The sequence below is a fragment of the Stenotrophomonas sp. 2201_Sma genome (assembly GCF_056486685.1).
In genome coordinates, this window is the sequence record NZ_CM151329.1 from 921,558 (window position 1) to 939,390 (window position 17,833).

The following is a 17,833-nucleotide window of genomic DNA, read 5'->3' on the forward strand; positions in this document are numbered from 1 at the left end:
ACGATTTGCGGGTGATGGCCGGCGCCGCACAGCGGCACAGAGTGGGGCAGCGGTCGGGATGTCTGGCGCATGGTCAGCCCCTCACCGAACTGGTCGCTGCCCAGCGCGCCTTGGCGGTGTCGCGATCAGCGTGAGCTTGCTGAATCTCGGCGACGCGCAGCGGCACGACAATTGCGGAGACCACCACGACAGCTGCCCAAGCAACGCGGAGACGGCGGCTCATGCTCCACCGCCGAAAATCTCTTGCCGCGTTGTCCGCAGGCTCTTGACGGGAAGCGCTTCGTCCAGGAGTTCGGCGCAGTCGGCGCACGCGAACTGCGCTCCACCACCGCCGTCGATGTCGATCCCAAGCACCCAGCCCTCGCGCCCTGCGAGATCCTCGCAGTCGTCAACGCTATCGGCGCCCGGACTGTTCTCGTCACAGTTGAAGCACCAGAGGTGATGGGCCCTAGCTTCCGCTGCGCTCATGCCCGCATCTCCGCCGACATGTCGCGCGAGCAGGCTTCCAGGAGGAGGCTGGCAACGCCCATGCGCCGCGACCGGCGCAGCTGGTTGCGGTTGTGTTCGCCCTTGCTGCGGACCCAAAGCGCTCGGGCTGCGGTGTGGTCACGTGCGGCCACTGCCAGCATGGCCACCACGGCCAGGCGCGGCAGCAGGCAGGGGCTCGGATCGGCGTAGCGGTGTGACATGGCGCGCTCCTGTTTGAAGGAGGGCGCCGGCGGGTCAGGTGCCGTGGGGGCGGCTACTGCCGGTCAGGGGTGGACCGGCAGGAAGGCGACCCGCCGGTCGCCCGCCAGCTCGTACGCTGGCGGGAGCATTAATGCACAAACGAATTGTCAGTGCAATACCCGAACGAATTAATTGTTCGAATGCGTATTAGGTTGGCCGTCGTCGGTCGTCACAGAGCACAGTGTGTCGATCGCGGCTTTCTGCTTTCGATCCTTCCCCGCCTTGAACGCATTGCAGGTCGGCCACGTGCCCTGTGGCTCCAGCAGGTAGGACACCCTGGCCCAAAAGAGTTCGTAGGGCGCCGCGAACTGGACAGGTTGTCCAGGTGTGCCTGAAGAGACCACTGCAGCGCCGTTGACGCCCGCCGAGCCGACAGTGGGCGTCGGGGCGATTGAATTCACAGTCCGCGTGATCTGAGCCGTCGCTTCTATGCCGTCTGCAGTCGGTCGCGTCGTGATGGTCCAGTAATCTGTGCCGGTCGTTGCAGCTATAACCGCGTAAACCAGCCAGTTGCGCGTTGCTACCAGCTGGCCGGCGGGGTAATCGAAGCGGAAATCCTTATCGGCGAGCCTGAGAGTCTTCTCCGCAGCGTCAAGCACCGCTTGCTCTGACTGACCAGGAAACGAGCGAGTGTGAATGGCACTCCACTCCGATCTGTTCTGGGGGACGGGGGCCGTCGCGCATCCCGCCAGCGAGGCTAGGGCAACGAACAAACATACGGGTTGCTTCATCAGTCATTCCTTGGTTGATGAGACGCGGTGGTTGACTACAGTCCGCCGCGACCGCTCCGGTCGATCACGCGGCCGACGATATAGACATTGCTCGCTTCTTCCCCGCTCAAGAACTCATCCGGATACAGCGTCTTGTCGGCATTGTCGCTTACCACTCGTAGGCGACCATCGGCCGTTTTGAACAGTCGCTTGATCTTTACATCGGGTTCTGTCCCGCCAGTGGTGAAGACGTAGACCCGCCCATCGATAATCGACTTGTTCTCGGCCATGTTTACAGCTACCCGGTCTCCATGGAACAGCGTCCGCTCCATGCTGTCGCCCGTTACCTTCATCACACGCACGTCTTCAGGCCTGGCGCCTACCTGGCGGAACCAGTCGAGCTGATACGACATGCGGTAGCGGGTCTCGACGAACTCGGGCGGCCGCAATCCAGGGCCGGCGGAAACTAGCACGTCAATCTCTGCAACCATGATTTCCTTTTCCGGATCAAGTCCATCTTGGCCGTCCACGGCTTTGACCCGATAGGCCCGAACGCTGTCTGCTGAAGGGCCGCGGTCCGGCAGAGTCGTGCGCAACTGCTCGACGGTGACCCCGAAATAGTCGGCAAGAGGGCGAACCGTGCCGTCGCGAGGATCCGCGACTCGGCCGGAAAGGATCCGATGGATGGTCGGCTGCGGCACGCCCGTGTTGCGCGACAGCTGATTCTCGCTGAGGGACTCGATGTCCATCAGGCTGCGCAAGTTATCGGCCAGTCTATTCATATATGAATTGTCGCGGGCATCACAATCCGCGCATAGATCGTTTGCGTATTGCAAAGCAATTCGTTTGTGCATAGGATGCTGCTCCATGAGCACACTCAGCCCCCAACAGGCGGTTCAGGTCTTGGTGAAAGCCAAGTGGTCAGAGGCGCGTATCGCCAAGGCGGTCGGTACTTCCCAGCCGACCATTCATCGCCTGAAGCGTGGTACGCAGAAGAGCGTCGCCTTCGAAGTTGGTACTAGGTTGGTGGCGATAGCTACCCCCCTGTCGTCCGATGTAGGCGCTGAAGTCGGGGCGGCCTGATGATCGGGAGCCGCAGGCAGGGCATGCAGCGGGCGCTGAGCGGCATTCGCGCCGAGCGGACCTCCCGTCGTCCCGGCTGCAGTCGTCAACGCGTGACGGCTGGCGGGCGAGCACCCATCGTGCCCCTGCTGTGGGGCGGCTTCGGGCCCAGAGCGCGCTACTCGATCTGGGCCGAACAGGATCGCTGCAACCTGAGTCGCGCCGCGATCACTATCAAACCAGCGCAGTGCGACAAACTTGATCCGGCACGGAGGGGGTGTGTTCTGGCTCATCCTTCCTATGCTCGCGGCAAAGGCCGGTGAGCGCATGAAGGATGGCCGTCACTTCCTGCCGCCTCGACAGTCCATCGTCTACGCCCACACCCGGCGCATGCTCGATGCCACCGCGACGAACTACTCCAGTTTCGCGATGGAGGTGGCGGAGCGATATCTCGGCATGACAGCCGCAGACGTTCGCCAGGTGAAGCTGAGAACCGGAGAGGGCACAGACCTGATCCGTGCGATGGAGAACAACGCGCAGATCATCAGGCGCTACATGGATGGCACGGTTAAGACGCTGCCGGCAGACCTGGAAGACGCATGGGTTCTGAGTCTGCCCGAGCCCTACCGCACCGACTGTGAGCGTGATCTCGCTCGTCGTCGCGGGATGCTGGCCGTCGCTATGCCAGGGGCACCGGGCCTTGAGGTGGCCAGTGTCGCCAAGCTCGTCAGCGAGTACGGAAACCTGCTCAATGCGCTTGCTCCGACGCTCGCAGATGGCCGCTTCGGGCCGGATGATCTTCCCCATAAGCGGCAGGTCGATATCGCTGGCGACCACGTGATCGCTGCTGTGATCGGCTTGCGCAATGAACTGGACCGCGCGGTGCATGGCGGAACGGTGGCAGGGTGAGGTGGCCACCTTCCTCGCGCCCCGGGCACCACTCGATCGCCACCGCCGGGTGGCCGGGCCGCTCGGCCTGCAGGCAATCGCGGAAGCGGAGCGGCTGCTCTCCGGTGATCTGCCGGGCCTCGTTGGGGACGACGCGCTTGCCGAGCGTGAGCGGCTACGTCGACAGGACGAGGATGGGCAGAACCGGCAAGGCCGCCTGCCACTGGGGGTGCCCGATGCGGTCCTGCGACGGTGACCTGGCCCCATCCCCCCGGGAGCGGCGTCAGACGCGAATGACTCTCGATTGGACTGAATCGCCCCCTCAGATGCGAGTCGTTCTCGTTTCCGGGTTTGGGTCCTCCCTGGAGACCCCTGTCGCGGGTAATTCGGACCCCGTTGTTTCGGTAGTTAGCGGCCCTGGAAGTTACTGAATGTCTGTGAATTACGAGGATGTCCTTGGGCAGCTGCAGGCTGCCGGCCTACTGGTCACCGAGCTGGTCACCACCGGGCGCATGGTGCGCTGTCGAGTGGAGGGATCGCGCGAGCGGCGCGGCTGGTATGTCCTCCACGAACTGAACACTGCCGCTGGCGAAACGCTGGTAGTCGGCACGTTCGGTGTCTGGCACGGCAACGAGAATGGCGCCACCAAGGTGGAGCTCCACAAGCGCGATCGTTCCTTTACGGACGAACAGCGCGATGCGCTGCGGCGCCGTCTGGCCGAGGATCGCCGTCGTGCCGAGCTGGCACGCCAGACGCAGGCCAAGCGGGCGGCGGACCGTGCTTCGGTTGCGTGGTCCAAGGCGCTGCCTGCTGGCGATGCCGACTACTTGGTCGCCAAGGGTGTGCAGGGATTCGGCCTTCGGTACGGCAAGACAGGCGTCGCGCTGGTGCCGCTGCTGGACGCGAACAGCCAGGTACACGGGTTACAGGTCCTGCGCAGCGCCAAGCAGGCAACAGCAACAGGCAAGCCGGCAAAGGAGTACTGGCCGGCCGGAATGGTGAAGAAGGGGCATTTCCACCTGATCGGCGGCACGCCGCAGTGGATCCTTCTCGTGGCGGAGGGTTACGCCACCGCGGCGTCGCTGCACATGGCAACCGGCTATCCCGTCGCCGTCGCCTTCGACGCCGGCAATCTGCTGCCCGTGGCGACCGCCCTAGCGAAGCGCTACCGCGGTATCAAGGTGTTGGCCTGTGGCGACGATGACGTGCTGCAGAAATGCCGGCATTGCCGTTCTCGCGTGATCCTCGCCGTGCATCCGCAGTTCTGCCCATCGTGCGCGCAGCCTCATGGTGCATCGAACGCGGGCATGCTGGGTGCGGAGGCGGCAGCTCTTGATGTCGGCGGCGCGGTGCTGCTCCCGACGTTCGCCGATGAGGCCGAACGCCGTACGCGCTTCCTGGACACGGGCCGCAAGATCAGCGACTTCAACGATCTGCACGCGCTGGAGGGCCTGCATGTCGTTCGCGCTCAGGTCGAGGCCCGCCTCACGGAGCTGTCATGGCGAGTGCCTGCCGAAAAACGCGCGCCTTCCATCACCAGCGAAGGGGGCGCGGGGAAAGACCGCCTGACTCCTATCCACGCGCTCGGCGAGTTGCTTGAGCGGTTCGCGCTGGTCTATGGGCAAGGCGGCACCGTCTTCGACCACAAGGAACACATGCTGGTTGCGCTGGGCGACATGCGTGATGCCTGCGTGCGCAAGGAGCTGCACCGGGCGTGGATGGAGCATTCGGATCGCTCCATCGTGCGGGTGTGTGAAGTGGACTTTGATCCGTCGGGCGAGAAGCCGGGGGTGACCTGCAATCTCTTCGCCGGCTGGCCCACCGTGCCACAGGAGGGCAACTGCGAGCGGTTGCTGCAACTGCTTTGGCATATGTGCGGCAACGAGGCCAACCAGAAAGCGCTGTACGACTGGGTGGTCAAGTGGCTTGCCTATCCGCTACAGCATCCTGGTGCCAAGATGAAATCGACCATCGTCATTCATGGTCCTCAGGGCACCGGCAAGAACATGTTCTTCGATGAGTACATGAAGCTCTACGGTGAATACGGCCGGGTGCTCGACCAGGCGGCGCTGGAAGACAAGTTTAATGACTGGGCAAGCCGCAAGCTGTTCCTGCTGGCCGATGAGGTGGTCGCACGCACCGAGGTTTACCACCTGAAGAACAAGCTCAAGGCGCTGATTACGGGCGACCGTATTCGCATCAACCCGAAGAATATCCAGGCCTACGAGGAAGACAACCACGCGAACCTGGTGTTCCTCTCCAATGAGGCGATGCCGGTCGTGCTGGAGGAAGATGATAGACGCCACGCGGTCATCTGGACCCCGGACAAGCTCAGTCAAGAGTTCTACACCGAGGTGTTGGCGGACATCCGCAATGGCGCGACGGCTGCGCTGCACCACTATCTGCTGCGGGTGGATTTGACCGGGTTCACCAATGGCACAAATCCGCCGATGACCCAAGCGAAGTCCGATCTGATCGGGCTGAGCCAGGACAGCCCACAGCGCTTCATCGATGAGCTTTACGGCGACGATATCCCGGGGCTGCGCCCCATGCCCGCGCTGTCGAAGGAATGGTACGAGGTCTACAAGGTCTGGTGCGCCCGGGAGGGCCTGCCTCGACCTGCACCGTCGCCGAAGTTCATTAACGCGCTGGTACGTAAGCGCGGGATCGTGCATCCCGATAGGGCGCGGAAGCGCTACCAGATCGAGCAGAACGTCAACGGGCCCCACGGCTTCCTGATGCTGGGGGACTGCACCAACCCTGAAGGCAAGGCCGAAGCTACCTGGCTGGGCGAGCAGGTTGTGCTGTTCCGGCGCATGTACGGCGACTACAGAGGGCGCGCGTGATGGTCACGGCCGACCTTGTGCGGGATGTGCGGGATGTGCGGGCAGATGTGCGGGATTCGAATGTGCCTGAAACCCTTGTGGCACAGGGTATGTGCGGGATGTGCGGGCACTGGCCTACATGTGCGGGCGCGCGCGACACGCAATGGTGTCATCTGCATGTACATGTAAGTCCGCGCGCACGTAGGGGTGCCCGCACATCCCGCACATCCCGCACACGCCTACTCTCACAGGCGTTTCGCGATTTTCATATCCCGCACACCCAACCGCACATCCCGCACGCGTTCGCGCGCGCGTCTTTTCTGTCATCTACGGCTTTCAAAGAATATGGAGAAGGGGGCAGCAATGGCTGATGCTGATGTCACGGTCACGGGAAAGGAGTTGGCTGCACTGATCGGATGCAGGCCGTCCTACGTGATTGAGCTCAGGAAGAAAGGGCGGGTAGTGGTTGGGGAGGGAGGCAAGGGCTTCCTGAAGGCCGCCTCCCTGGAGCTGTACGCCAAGACTTCGGATCCGGCCTATGTCGGCGTCGCCCAACGTCACGCAGACGCTCGCGGTGCTGTCCTCGCGGGGAGCGGGGAAGCCGCTGTGGATCTGGATGCAGAGGATGACGCTGACGAAGATGACGACGACGCCGCGCCTTCCGGCCGTACGGGAAGGCCGGTTACACCGGATTCGGCGCGCAAGGCCAAGGCTCTGGCTGACAAGGCCGAGACCGACGCCCACATGGCACACATCGCGCTGCAGAAAGAACTCGGGCTGCTCCTGCCGCGCGCCGAGGTGGAGGCATTCCTGGCAGAGCATGCGACGACATTCCGTGGCGCCATGGAGCGCCTGGCCGATACCCTTGCCCCGCAGCTGGCCGCGACCGTCGATGAGGCAGAGTGCCGGCGGTTGGTGTGGGATGAGGTCAGTCACGCCCTGGAGGAGCTCAGCCAGGGCTTCCGCACTCTCGCTGCCAAGGCGGCAGAGGGGGCGCAGTGATGCAGGCCGCGCAGGGTATGGCTACCGTCCTGGCGCGATCGCTTCAGCCTCGCCGGCCGCTGAGCGTCTCGCAGTGGTGTGACGAGCACATGCGTCTGTCCAGCAAAAGCGGAAGCAAGCCGGGCCGCTGGGTGACTGCTCGGAACCCGCCACTGCGTGAGCCGATGGATAACATGTCCGCCCGCAGCCCGGTTCACGATCAGGTGTGCATGTTCCCGATCCAGTTCGGCAAGAGCCAGCTGGCGACGAACGCGATGGCGTACTGGATGGACTACGCACCCGGTCCGATGATGTATGCGCTGCCCGGCGAAGTGTCCATGAACAAGTGGATTGCGCAGAAGCTGAATCCCATGATCGAAGTGTGCGCCGCCGTGAAGAAAGCGCTCACCAGCACGGCCAGCCGGGACAGCGCCAATCAGAGGACGTTCAAGGATTTTGCCGGTGGTCAGCTGTTTGTGGAGCACATGGGTAGCCCGCAGCGTCTGAAGTCATCCACGGTGAAGTACCTGCAGGTGGATGAGATCGATGAGGCACCCCAGCAACTGGCCACTGGCGACGATCCGGTGAAGATGCTCGACGGGCGCACATCGTCCTTCCCGACCACATACAAGCGGCAGTACATCAGCACGCCTGGCATCGCCGGACTCAGCCGCATCGCCAAGCTCTATGACAAGAGCGACCAGCGTCGCTACCACGTGCCGTGCCCGCACTGCGGTCACTTCCAAGCACTGCAGTGGAGTGGGCTGGTGTGGTCGCCCGACAAGAGCCATGCCTGGTACGCATGCTGCGAATGTGGCGCCGCTATAGAAGAGCATTTCAAGACCGAGATGATCGCCAAGGGCCGATGGGTAGCGGCCAACCCCGACTCGCCGATCCGCGGCTACACCATCAACTGCCTGTACTACCAGTTCGGACTCGGTCCGCGCTGGCTGGACTTGGTGAAGGAGTGGTTGGAGGCGCAGGGCGATCCCGCCTCGCTGAAAACGTTCGTCAACGACCGCCTGGCGGAGACGTGGGAAGACCCGTCGATGCGTGCCGTGAAGCACAACGTCATCAAGGACCGGGCCGAGCCGTACCTGCTTCGTCTGGCGCCGCGTGGTGTACTGGCTATCACCGTCGGCGTGGATACCCAGGACAACCGCTTGGCCGTGCACACGATCGGGTGGGGCAGGGGCATGGCAGCGTGGACGCTGGACTACGTGGAGTTGCAGGGCGATCCGGCAGAAGAGGCTGTCTGGGTAGCACTGACCGATTTGCTCAATCGTGCTATCGAGCGAGAGGACGGGGCGCTCCTGCGTCCACTGGCGGTGGCTATTGATGCCGGTGGCCACCGCACGGAGGCTGTGAAGAACTTCGTTCGTCAGCGGCGCGTGACGCGTCCAATGTGCATCTTTGGCGCAGTCCCCAACAATGCTCCCGTCCTATCGAAGGGCAAGCTGGCCGACGTGACCTGGAACGGAAAGACCGACCGGCGCGGCATCACCATCCATCATGTCGGGACTGTTGCCGCCAAGCACTATCTGTACAGCCGGCTCTCTGCCGATGCCGAGCGGGATGTCGATCTCCGCCTTGTGCACTTCAGTGACCAGTTGCCGGAGGAATACTTCCCCGGGTTAGTTTCGGAGGTCTATAACCCGGTAAAGAACCGATTCGAGAAGAAGGTCACACGGAACGAGCCCCTCGACACGTGGGTCTACGCCTACGCAGCCACGCACCACCCCGAGGTCAGGCTGCACAGGTTCACGCGCGCAGATTGGGACGCTTTAGAGGCACGCGTCCTGATGACAGTGGCATCGACGGATTCCCGTGGAACAGAGCCGAAGGTCGCAAAGGAGCAGACGTTGACCGTTTCGCGTGAAACGGCGAGGGCTCGACCGAGGAGCGCTGGCCTGGCGCGCGATGGGTGGACATTCTGATGAGGAAGCGTAAAGAGTCTGCGCATGAGTTGCGGGAGCGAATCTTGGCCGCAATGCAGGCGGACATCGGAATCAGCGAGCGCATGGCGCTTCCATTCGTTGAGTCCGTCATGCATTGCTTTGCCGGGGAACAGCCCTACTTCCCAGCAGCGCCGCGCGTCTATCCAAGGGATAGGATCCAGCGTGCTCTGGAATCTGGGATTCCCGTGAAACAAGTCATGCGTGATTTCGATGTGTCGCGCTCAAAGCTGCATGATCTTTTCCCGGGAGGGCTTCCAAAGCGGCAAAAAGGCATGCATTCCACGGTTTCAATGAAAGTGGAGACAAAATAAATTTTGCCCTCTTGCAGATCAATGGCTTAGAGAGGGGGGTGTCCACAAGTTTATTGAGTCTGTGGACAGTGTCGCCCCTAGCCTATGCAGTCATGAAGACTGCTCAGGAAATGCTGGATTTCTACATCGACGCGGAGGTGGCCGTGCTTTCCGGGCAGACCGTACGTCTCGGTGAGCGCCAGCTCTCCCGCGCGGACTTGGCGGAGATCAGAAACGGACGGAAGGAATGGCAGGCGCTCGTCCTACGCGGCGATGCCGCCTCCGCGCGTCGTGCTCGTTGGGCGAACGCTGATTTCGGTGGGGTCACATGATGGCCTCTGCGCAGATCGCCAAGGCCCGCCTCGCTGCCGCTCTGGGTGCCGACCGCGCCATCCATGCGGCGCGGGCACAGCTCGCTCCGGTTGTTGCGCGAGCGCATGAGGTGACGCGTCCGTCACGCAATCGAAAGCTGGCCCGCGACTGGGGCAGCGGCAACGCGATCGCAGGGATGGACGCTCGCCAGCTGCGCGATCAGGCCCGGCACCTCGAACGCGACCTGGACCTGGCTGACAACGCCCTCAACGTGCTCGTTCAGAACACTGTTGGTTCCGGTATCGACGTCCTATCCGCGCCGCGTCTTCCCGGCCAGCCTATCAACCGAGACCTTGCGCTTCAGCTGGACGATCTTTGGGACGCCTGGTGGGACGCACCAGAAGCCACCCGGACGCACGACTACGGCGTTTGTCAGCAGCTTCTGGCGCGGAGCTGGTTCCGCGATGGAGACGCGTTCTACCAGGACCTGATTGGCTCCGTGCCGTACTTCGAGCACGGGTCAACTGTGCCCTACAGCTTCGAGATGCTGGAGGCCGATCTAGTGCCGTTGGACTTCAACGATCCGGCGCGGAACATCCTGCAGGGCGTGGAGCGCAACGCCTGGGGGCGTCCCATCGCGTACCACGTCTTCAAGACACACCCGGGCGACCCGCTGGGTGCTCGGCTGGAGACGAAGCGCGTCCCAGCGGAATTCATGCACTGCATCGCGCTGGTCAAGCGCCTCCACCAGGTGCGCGGGCTCAGCGTGTTTGCAAGCGCGATGTCGCGTTTTGAGGACGTGAAGGACTACGAAGAATCCGAGCGCATCGCCGCGAAGGTGGCGGCCTCGATGACGTTCCAGATCAAGAAGGGTGGCGGGGAGCAGTACGGATCGGATCTCGGCGGGCGCGTCCTTGTTGAAGACGGCGTTCCAGTACGTGAGCTCCGCTTGGCCCCGGGCGCCATCTTCGATGACCTATTGCCCGGCGAATCGATCGAGAGTCTAGGAACGGATCGGCCCAACCCCAACGCGGCGACCTGGCGCAAAGAGCAGCTGCGTGCAGCAGCCGGTGGCATCGGCGTGAGCTACTCCAGTTTGTCCCTGGACTACAACGGCACCTATTCCGCACAGCGGCAGGAGCTGGTGGAGAAGTGGGGCAGCTACCTGATGCTGGCTGAGCGCTTCATTGCGATGTCCGTGCGCCCCCAGAGAGTGCGTTTTGTTGAGGCATGTGTTCTGGCCGGTCGCGTCCGCCTTCCGCGTGGCTGGACCGTGCGGAACCTCGCGGCATCCACTTATGTACGCCCGGTCATGCCGTGGATCGATCCGCTGAAGGAGGCCTACGCCCGTGGCGAGGCTGAGGATCGCGGTTGGGTCTCGCCCCAGCAGAACACGCTGCAGTACGGGAACAACCCTGCTGAGGTACTCCGCCAGCGCCAGGACTGGCAGGAGCAGACCGAATCCCTTGCGCCTTTGGCGCCCAACAGCAGCGCCGAGGCGCGCGCCCAGGTTGTGGGCTCGCTGACGCGCGATCTTTCCAGGAGCGAATGATATGCGTGCAAGCCAGTTGGCCAGCGCGATCAGAGCCACCATCCGTGCAGATGCCGCACAGGACGGCGAGCTCGGTCCGGCCTTGTTCCAGGTGCGCGCCGAGGCGGACACAGCCGAAGTGATGATCTATGGCGCAATCGGCGGATACCTGTTTGAGGAGTCGGTCTCGGCCGCCGATCTGGTCGAACGAATCGGCCAGATCACCGCTGGCACCATTCACGTGCGGCTGAACAGTGTGGGTGGTGTCGTTGCGGACGGAATGGCCATCCACAACGCGCTGCAGTCGCACTCGGCTCGAAAGATCATCACGGTTGAGGGTCAAGCGGCGTCGATCGCATCGCTGATTCTGCAGGCAGGCAACGAGCGGCGTGTGTACGCCAGCTCGCTGGTGATGGTTCACGCGCCGCGCACCATCGCCGCCGGTAGCGCAACGGCATTCCGGCAGAACGCAGAGGCTCTGGATGCCCATGCCGCAGCGATGCTGGAGGCGTACGCCTCCCGGTCGGGTCGTCGTGAAGAGATGGAGCGACTGCTCACTGACGACGCCGACCACTGGTTCTCAGGGCCGCAGGCAGTTGATGCCGGCTTGGCCGATGTGGTGGTCGATGCGGATGCGGGCACCACTGCGAGGTCTCCGTCGATTGCAGCCGTGGCCATCAGCGGTTACCTGCAGGCCATCGATGGCGCTGGTGCGCCCATCGCCACCGAGCTGCGCCGGCACATCGTCGCCAGTCTCTCTCCCCAAGTATTTGCCTCGCTTCCCGAGGTCAGTCAGACGGCCGTGATCGGCCATATCGAGGATCCAACCATGAAGAAGCAATACAGCACCATCCTCGCGAATGCCGGTCGTCCCAACCCGGCCTCCGCTCCCGCTCCTGGTGCTCCGGCAGCAGCCACTCCCGTAACGGAACCGGTAGTGGCTGGCGATCCGGTTCAGGTGGCCATGACCGCCCTACGCGACCGCAACACCCAGATCCAGGCCATTGCGCTGCCGCATCTGGGCAATCCCCAGGTGCGCGAGTACGTGGATGGGGTGATCGCGCAGGCTGATTCGAACATCACGGCCGACGCCGTCGGACGTCATATCCTGGCCCTGCTGGGCAGCCAGTCCGCACCTCTGAACGGCGGCGCGCGCGTAACCGCAGGCACCGATCAGCGCGACCTGACCCGCGCTGCGATGTCGAACGCGATCGAGGCGCGCGCCGGCCTGGTGCAGGCAACGGATGGCAATCAGTTCCGCGGGATGTCCATGACCGAGATCGCGCGTGCCTGCGTTCAGCAGGCCGGCGTGGACACGCGTGGCATGGAGCGCCTGGAGGTGGTGGGCATGGCCTTCACCCACAGCAGCTCGGACTTCCCGCAGTTGCTGGGTGATGCGAGTCGCCGCGCCCTGCTGCAGGGCTACCAGGAGGTCGAAGAGACCTTCGACCAGTACACGAGGGCAGTGAACGTGGCCGACTTCAAGCCAACCAATCTGGTTGGTCTGGGGGCGTTCTCCGATCTGGACGTTGTTCCGGAAGGGGGTGAATACAAGCAGGGAACGTTCTCCGAGCAGTCCCAGGCGATGAAGATCGTGACCTTCGGCAAGCTGTTCACCATCACCCGCCAAGCCGTCATCAACGATGAGCTGGGGGTGTTCGGTGACGTGCCGCGCAAGATGGGCCAGGCCGCTCGCCGCACGCTCGCCAAAGCAGTATTCGAGCTCATCAACAGCAATCCGGTCCTGGCCGACGGCAAGCGGCTGTTCCACGCCGATCATAACAACCTGCTGCCTGCTGCGCTTATCACCACGGCCAGTGTGAGTGCAATGCAGGCTGTCATGCGCCTGCAGAAGGATAGTGACGGCAATCTGATCCAGGTGCCGATGCGTGGTCTGCTGACGCCGGTCGCTCTCGGTGGCCAGGCGAGGACGGTCCGCACTGCCGAGTACGCGGTGGGCGCTGGCGTGGGCAGCAAGGACCCGAACATTGTGCGCGACACCTTCGAGGTCTGGGACGATGGTCGCCTGGACGCGAAGGACGCGAAGGCATGGTACGGCATTTCCAACCCGGCGTACGTTGACGGCATCGTCGTCGGCTACCTGGATGGGAATCAGACTCCGTATCTGGAACAGCACCAGGGCTTCACCGTCGACGGAGTGGCCTGGAAGGTCCGCCTGGATGCCGCGCCGGCGATCGCCGATTACCGGGGCATCTACAAGAATCCAGGCAATCCCGCCTAACTGCCAGCCGGCTGGGTGATGACCCAGCCGCGGCGCATCAGTTCATTTCACGTATCCGGAGAAACTCCATGAAGAACGCACATCAGGACGGCCGCGTACTCGATGTGACCCTGACCGCAGACGCCAAGAGTGGCGAGTTGGTGGTCGAGGGCAAGCTGATCGGTGTTGCGGTCACCGATGGGAAGGCCGGCGAAATCGTCGCAGTGCACGTCGAAGGCGTGTTCGAGCTTCCGAAGCTGCCTGCCGGTGTGTTCACCGTCGGCGATTCGGTGAACTGGGACACGCCGAACAAGCAGGCCATCTCGGCCGATGCAAGCGCGGGTCAGGTGGCCGGCATCGGCTTCGCGGTCTACGGCGCCGCGGCGGGCAGCGAGACCGTGTTCGTCCGCTTGACGCCGGGCGCAGCCGAGGCGGGTGCCTGACGGCACAGACCGCTACGGACGTGGCCCCACCACCGCACTCGTGCCCGTCGGCTTGGTGCTGTGGTGGGGATACAGGTAGATCGGGGGATCAATGAGCAGCAACGATACGAACGCCCAACTCGACCGCGCCATGAACGGGAAATTTGCTTCGGTGGCGCTCAAGGTCGCCATCTTCGCCTTGCCGTTCGTCCTGACGGTCGCAGGGAGCGTGGTGAGCTGGATGCTCAACGACATCCGCAGCATCCAAGCGGATCAGGGCAGGGGCTTGCAGCAGGTCACCAGTGACCTGCAGGTCGTGAACGCAAAGCTGGACAACGGGGTGATCTGGCGGATCGCCGAACTGGAACGTCGTCTCAACACTGTCGAACAGGCTCAGAAAACACCATGAATCGCATCGTGTCGTTCTTCAGTCGCTGGCAGGAGTTCATCGTGTGGATGCCCGTGCTGGCCATCTTGGCATTGATCGGCTGGGTTCTGTTGGGCGCGCTCGATCGCACCATCGGCGGCGACGTGCTGGCTCAGCTGCTGCAGCTGCCGATTCACGCGATCTACCTCGCAGCGGCCTGTGCAGCAGCCTGGATGTTCAAGCGGACCTATCTCTACGATCTCAATGAGGCGGACGAGAGGGAGCTGCACGAGGCGGCTCTAGCCGGGGACGGGCGCGCGTGGCGCATGCTGCTGCTGGATCGGGTCGAGTGGCTGTGCCTGATTGGTCTGTTCGTTGCGTTCTTCTGGATCGCACGATGATCGCTCAGCTTGCCCTGGCTATGCTACTTGTGACCGCGCTGACGGGCTGTGGGCAAGGCCCATCGGTGGCCTCCACGCCGCTGGCCGGCGAGGCCACCGCCGTCGCGGTGGCGGACGTGCGTGATGATATCTCGGCCGCTGCAACGCCTGTCGTGGCCGCGGTTCAGGAGACCACGGCTGAGGTGGTGTTGCCCGCGATGGTTGGCGTGCAGGAGGCGATTCAGCATGCCGCGCCGCCGACGGCAAGCTCGCTCCGCGAGCCAATCGTTTCGCCTCCTGCTGTGGCACTGATTGTCCGGTGGGAGGTCGGGAGTCCGTCGTTGTACGCGCGCCGCTATGAGTCTCCGATCTGGCCGGGTGGCGCGTCTGGTGTTACGTGGGGCATCGGGTACGACGGCGGTCACCAGACTCGCCAGCAGATCGGTCTGGACTGGTCCGCGCATGATGCGGTATCTCGTCTGCAGGGCACGGCAGGAATTACGGGAGGTGCGGCCCGGCCGGTCGTTTCGCAGTTGCGTGACGTGCGCGTCTCGTTCGATCTGGCAACTGATGTGTTCGGGGCGGCCTCGTTGCCTCGCTATCACGCCAGTGCGCGGCGCGCATTTGGCCCCGATGGCTTCGATGTGCTGCCCGCAGACGCTCAAGGCGCACTGGTGTCCCTGGTCTACAACCGGGGCGCGTCCATGGTTGGGCCAGGGCGTACGGAGATGCGCTCCATTCGTGACGTGTGCATCCCGGGTTCCGACGTGCACTGCATCGCGGGCCAGATCCGCCTGATGTGCCGCCTGTGGCGAGGCACGAACCTCGAGGCAGGGCTGTGCGGGCGGCGTGAGGAAGAGGCCGGGTTGGCGGAGCGTGCACGATGAAGCTGCCATCGGCCATCACAGTGAAGCCGCTGCTCTGGGTGATTGGGATTCTTGCCCTGGTCGTGATCGCGCTTTCGGCATGTCTGGTTGTGGTGCGAGCCAACGCCCGCGCCGCAGCTGCGGCCTACGTAGGTTCCGCTACAGCGTGCTCCGCTGAGAAGGAGGGCGCACTCAGGCACGCTGCTGAGCTGGTTGCCGCCAACGCGGGCTACGGCCGCACCGTCGCAGTGCGCCAGGAGGAGCTGCAGGTGGCGCAGGAGCAGGTGGCGACGATCAAGCAGCAGAGCGACAGCGCGATCGCGGCAGCCAAGGCACGGGAAGACGACGCAGACAGGACGCTCAAGCAGTTCATGAATCGCTACGCCGGACAAGCGCGTGAGACGCGCTGCGCGCTGGCCCTGACCGAGGTGGAGGCATCATGTCCCGCATTCTCCGGCTACTGATTGCCGCCCTGATCCCCGCGCTTGCCATGGTGGCGTGCACGGGTACCAAGCCCGACGCCGGTCCGGCCATGTGCGCCGTGTCGCCTCAGCCTGTTGTGGTGGAGCGGCGGGTGTACGTGTCCATTCCGGCTGAGCTCACGCGCACTGAGGCCGTTCCTGAGGGGCCCATCGCCCAGTGTTTCGACGTGGCGGCGCAGAGGCGGGCCGTTATCGAACGCCAGAACGCGCGAGCCGAGCAGGTGCGCGCCATCCAGGGAACCCAGGTGAAGCCGTGAGCCAGATTCGGATTGCCGTCGATGCGGACAACATGCTCGGGCGCCAGTTCACCCAGCTGGAGCGCCAGAACCTCGCGTTCGCCGTGATGCAGGCCTGCAATGCGACCGCCTTTGACATCCGGCAGCAGTGGGAAGGTGCGGCTGGCCGGGTATTCGATCGCCCCACACGCATGACCCAGCGGGCGGCTCAGTATCGGAAGGCAACCAAGGATAAGTTGTTCGCGGAGATCTACCTTCGCGATGAGGCCAGCAACGGCACGCCGCCGGCAAAGTACCTGCTCCCGCAGGTCGACGGTGGTACGCGCCGGAAGAAGGGCTTTGAGGTGCTACTGCAGCAGAAGGGCGCGATGCCGCCCGGCATGTTTGCGGTGGCTGGTGACGGGGCCGACCTGGACCAGTTTGGCAACGTGCGTGCCCGCCAGGTGAGCCAGATCCTCTCCCAGCTCGGCGCCCGTCAGGATGCGTTGCAGAATCAGACGGACACCAGCCGGGCCGGCCGTCGGTCCAAGCGCAGGCGCGGCGGCGAGTACTTCGCTCTGCAGGCACAGCGCGGAAAGCTCCGGCCCGGCATCTACGAGCGCATCGTTACCGCTTGGGGCTCGGCGGTGCGGAGCGTCTTCATCTTCACCAACGGTGCGACGTACACACCCCGCTACAACATCTTCGGCTTGGCCCAGCGTGCTTGGGACAAGTTGATGCCGTTTCACTTCAATCGGGAGTTGGCCAAGGCACTGGAGACATCCAAGTACAGGGGGCGCTCATGAGCCAGAAGGCCTTCTTGGCGGAGTTTGACCGCGCGGCCCTTGGTGCCTTCGTGGGGGCCGGCATTGCTGACGCTGATGCCGTCTACACGCCTCGCGATGGCGGTCCCGGCATTCCGTGCTCCGTGCTTGTGGATCGTGGCACGCAGGCGTTCGGGGATGAGCTGATGCCGGTGGCCGCATACGAGGTCGTCATCAGCCTGTTCCGAGCTCAAGTGGTTGGCGACCGGGAGGGCATCGTTGAGGTCGACGGCGAGAGGTACAGGCTGACTGACAAGCTATCAGACGACGGATCGCGTGTCCGTTGGGCGGTGGCCCGTGCTTGATCCAACCCCGCGCCGCCGGCTGCTTGATGCCTTCGCTGCGAACCTTGGCGATGCGCTGGCCGCGGCAGGCTATCGAACCAACATCGGTGTGGTGGTCACCCTCGAGCCTGGTCAGCTGGACCCCGAGCGGGTGGATGAGGGCTTGGCCATCTACATCGAGCGGCAGGCCCGGTCGCCGGAGCCTGCCACGGCCAAGACACACCGGCTCACTACCGTCGGCGTCCTGGTCAAGCGCATCGCTCACGGAGCAGGCGAGGCGCGGCTCGATGACGTGGTCGACGACATCGAACGTGCTCTCGATGCGCGTCCGAAGACCTGGCCGGCTGGCTTCACCGCTCCCCAGTACCAGTCGATGGAGCCCTTGAGGGCACCGCCTGGCGCCGACTGGATCGGCGCTTTGATCCGTTACACCTCGACCATTCCCATTCGTTGACGGCCGCCCAGCGGCATTACCCGGAGAAATAC

The 17,833-nt window shown here is 63.8% G+C and carries 23 protein-coding genes; 19 read left to right on the plus strand and 4 right to left on the minus strand.

Annotated features, from left to right (window positions below):
- Positions 1-219: 219 nt before the first annotated feature.
- From ACZLIF_RS04225 to ACZLIF_RS04240, 4 genes are all read right to left on the minus strand, one after another.
- Entirely contained in the window at positions 220-468 is a 249-nt protein-coding gene (locus ACZLIF_RS04225; RefSeq protein ID WP_128988130.1) for a hypothetical protein, read from the minus strand.
- Complete coding sequence (locus ACZLIF_RS04230) at positions 465-689, minus strand: hypothetical protein (RefSeq protein ID WP_128988129.1); 225 nt, start codon at positions 687-689, stop codon at positions 465-467. The genes ACZLIF_RS04225 and ACZLIF_RS04230 overlap by 4 nt, the downstream gene beginning before the upstream one ends.
- 168 nt (positions 690-857) lie before the next feature.
- A complete protein-coding gene (locus ACZLIF_RS04235) occupies positions 858-1,460 on the minus strand; it encodes a hypothetical protein (protein WP_128988128.1) in 603 nt (200 codons plus the stop codon).
- Between the two features lie 35 nt (positions 1,461-1,495).
- A complete protein-coding gene (locus ACZLIF_RS04240; RefSeq protein ID WP_164972350.1) occupies positions 1,496-2,221 on the minus strand; it encodes a LexA family transcriptional regulator in 726 nt (241 codons plus the stop codon).
- A gap of 85 nt (positions 2,222-2,306) precedes the next feature.
- Here ACZLIF_RS04240 and ACZLIF_RS04245 point away from each other — a divergent pair, with 85 nt between their 5' ends.
- The 19 genes from ACZLIF_RS04245 (at position 2,307) to ACZLIF_RS04335 (ending at position 17,801) form a co-directional block, all read left to right on the plus strand.
- Positions 2,307-2,522, plus strand: coding sequence for a hypothetical protein (locus ACZLIF_RS04245; protein WP_128988126.1), 216 nt, complete (start codon positions 2,307-2,309; stop codon positions 2,520-2,522).
- Positions 2,523-2,780: 258 nt separating this feature from the next.
- Positions 2,781-3,410 carry a hypothetical protein gene (locus ACZLIF_RS04250; RefSeq protein WP_241685936.1) on the plus strand — a complete coding sequence of 210 codons (630 nt, stop codon included), beginning with the start codon at positions 2,781-2,783 and terminating at the stop codon, positions 3,408-3,410.
- A gap of 1 nt (position 3,411) precedes the next feature.
- Complete coding sequence (locus ACZLIF_RS04255) at positions 3,412-3,645, plus strand: hypothetical protein (RefSeq protein WP_478462350.1); 234 nt, start codon at positions 3,412-3,414, stop codon at positions 3,643-3,645.
- Between the two features lie 175 nt (positions 3,646-3,820).
- Complete coding sequence (locus ACZLIF_RS04260) at positions 3,821-6,235, plus strand: DUF5906 domain-containing protein (RefSeq protein WP_128988125.1); 2,415 nt, start codon at positions 3,821-3,823, stop codon at positions 6,233-6,235.
- Positions 6,236-6,577: 342 nt separating this feature from the next.
- Complete coding sequence (locus ACZLIF_RS04265; RefSeq protein WP_128988124.1) at positions 6,578-7,216, plus strand: hypothetical protein; 639 nt, start codon at positions 6,578-6,580, stop codon at positions 7,214-7,216.
- Positions 7,217-7,305: 89 nt separating this feature from the next.
- Positions 7,306-9,132: a phage terminase large subunit family protein gene (locus ACZLIF_RS04270; RefSeq protein ID WP_241685935.1), complete on the plus strand. Its 1,827-nt coding sequence runs from the start codon at positions 7,306-7,308 to the stop codon at positions 9,130-9,132.
- On the plus strand, positions 9,132-9,464 hold the full coding sequence (locus ACZLIF_RS04275) for a helix-turn-helix domain-containing protein (protein ID WP_128988123.1): 333 nt from the start codon (positions 9,132-9,134) through the stop codon (positions 9,462-9,464). The genes ACZLIF_RS04270 and ACZLIF_RS04275 overlap by 1 nt, the downstream gene beginning before the upstream one ends.
- Before the next feature lie 92 nt (positions 9,465-9,556).
- Positions 9,557-9,775 carry a primosomal replication protein PriB/PriC domain protein gene (locus tag ACZLIF_RS04280; RefSeq protein ID WP_128988122.1) on the plus strand — a complete coding sequence of 73 codons (219 nt, stop codon included), beginning with the start codon at positions 9,557-9,559 and terminating at the stop codon, positions 9,773-9,775.
- A complete protein-coding gene (locus ACZLIF_RS04285) occupies positions 9,772-11,307 on the plus strand; it encodes a phage portal protein (protein ID WP_241685934.1) in 1,536 nt (511 codons plus the stop codon). The genes ACZLIF_RS04280 and ACZLIF_RS04285 overlap by 4 nt, the downstream gene beginning before the upstream one ends.
- A gap of 1 nt (position 11,308) precedes the next feature.
- Entirely contained in the window at positions 11,309-13,528 is a 2,220-nt protein-coding gene (locus ACZLIF_RS04290) for a ClpP-like prohead protease/major capsid protein fusion protein (RefSeq protein WP_128988121.1), read from the plus strand.
- A 68-nt stretch (positions 13,529-13,596) separates the two neighbouring features.
- Positions 13,597-13,950, plus strand: a complete 354-nt coding sequence (locus tag ACZLIF_RS04295; RefSeq protein ID WP_128988120.1) for a DUF2190 family protein — start codon at positions 13,597-13,599, stop codon at positions 13,948-13,950.
- 91 nt (positions 13,951-14,041) lie between these two features.
- Positions 14,042-14,338, plus strand: a complete 297-nt coding sequence (locus tag ACZLIF_RS04300; RefSeq protein ID WP_128988119.1) for a hypothetical protein — start codon at positions 14,042-14,044, stop codon at positions 14,336-14,338.
- Positions 14,335-14,697: a hypothetical protein gene (locus ACZLIF_RS04305; RefSeq protein WP_128988118.1), complete on the plus strand. Its 363-nt coding sequence runs from the start codon at positions 14,335-14,337 to the stop codon at positions 14,695-14,697. Before ACZLIF_RS04300 ends, ACZLIF_RS04305 begins: the two co-directional genes overlap by 4 nt.
- Positions 14,694-15,563, plus strand: coding sequence for a lysozyme family protein (locus tag ACZLIF_RS04310; protein ID WP_478462353.1), 870 nt, complete (start codon positions 14,694-14,696; stop codon positions 15,561-15,563). Before ACZLIF_RS04305 ends, ACZLIF_RS04310 begins: the two co-directional genes overlap by 4 nt.
- Positions 15,560-16,006, plus strand: coding sequence for a hypothetical protein (locus ACZLIF_RS04315; protein WP_478462355.1), 447 nt, complete (start codon positions 15,560-15,562; stop codon positions 16,004-16,006). Before ACZLIF_RS04310 ends, ACZLIF_RS04315 begins: the two co-directional genes overlap by 4 nt.
- The gene (locus tag ACZLIF_RS04320) at positions 15,982-16,281 is read left to right on the plus strand and encodes a hypothetical protein (RefSeq protein ID WP_478462356.1); all 300 of its coding nucleotides are present in this window, start codon (positions 15,982-15,984) and stop codon (positions 16,279-16,281) included. The genes ACZLIF_RS04315 and ACZLIF_RS04320 overlap by 25 nt, the downstream gene beginning before the upstream one ends.
- Positions 16,278-17,045, plus strand: coding sequence for a hypothetical protein (locus ACZLIF_RS04325; protein WP_128988114.1), 768 nt, complete (start codon positions 16,278-16,280; stop codon positions 17,043-17,045). The genes ACZLIF_RS04320 and ACZLIF_RS04325 overlap by 4 nt, the downstream gene beginning before the upstream one ends.
- The gene (locus tag ACZLIF_RS04330; protein WP_128988113.1) at positions 17,042-17,368 is read left to right on the plus strand and encodes a head-tail joining protein; all 327 of its coding nucleotides are present in this window, start codon (positions 17,042-17,044) and stop codon (positions 17,366-17,368) included. Before ACZLIF_RS04325 ends, ACZLIF_RS04330 begins: the two co-directional genes overlap by 4 nt.
- Positions 17,361-17,801, plus strand: a complete 441-nt coding sequence (locus ACZLIF_RS04335; RefSeq protein WP_128988112.1) for a hypothetical protein — start codon at positions 17,361-17,363, stop codon at positions 17,799-17,801. The genes ACZLIF_RS04330 and ACZLIF_RS04335 overlap by 8 nt, the downstream gene beginning before the upstream one ends.
- Positions 17,802-17,833 lie beyond the last annotated feature (32 nt).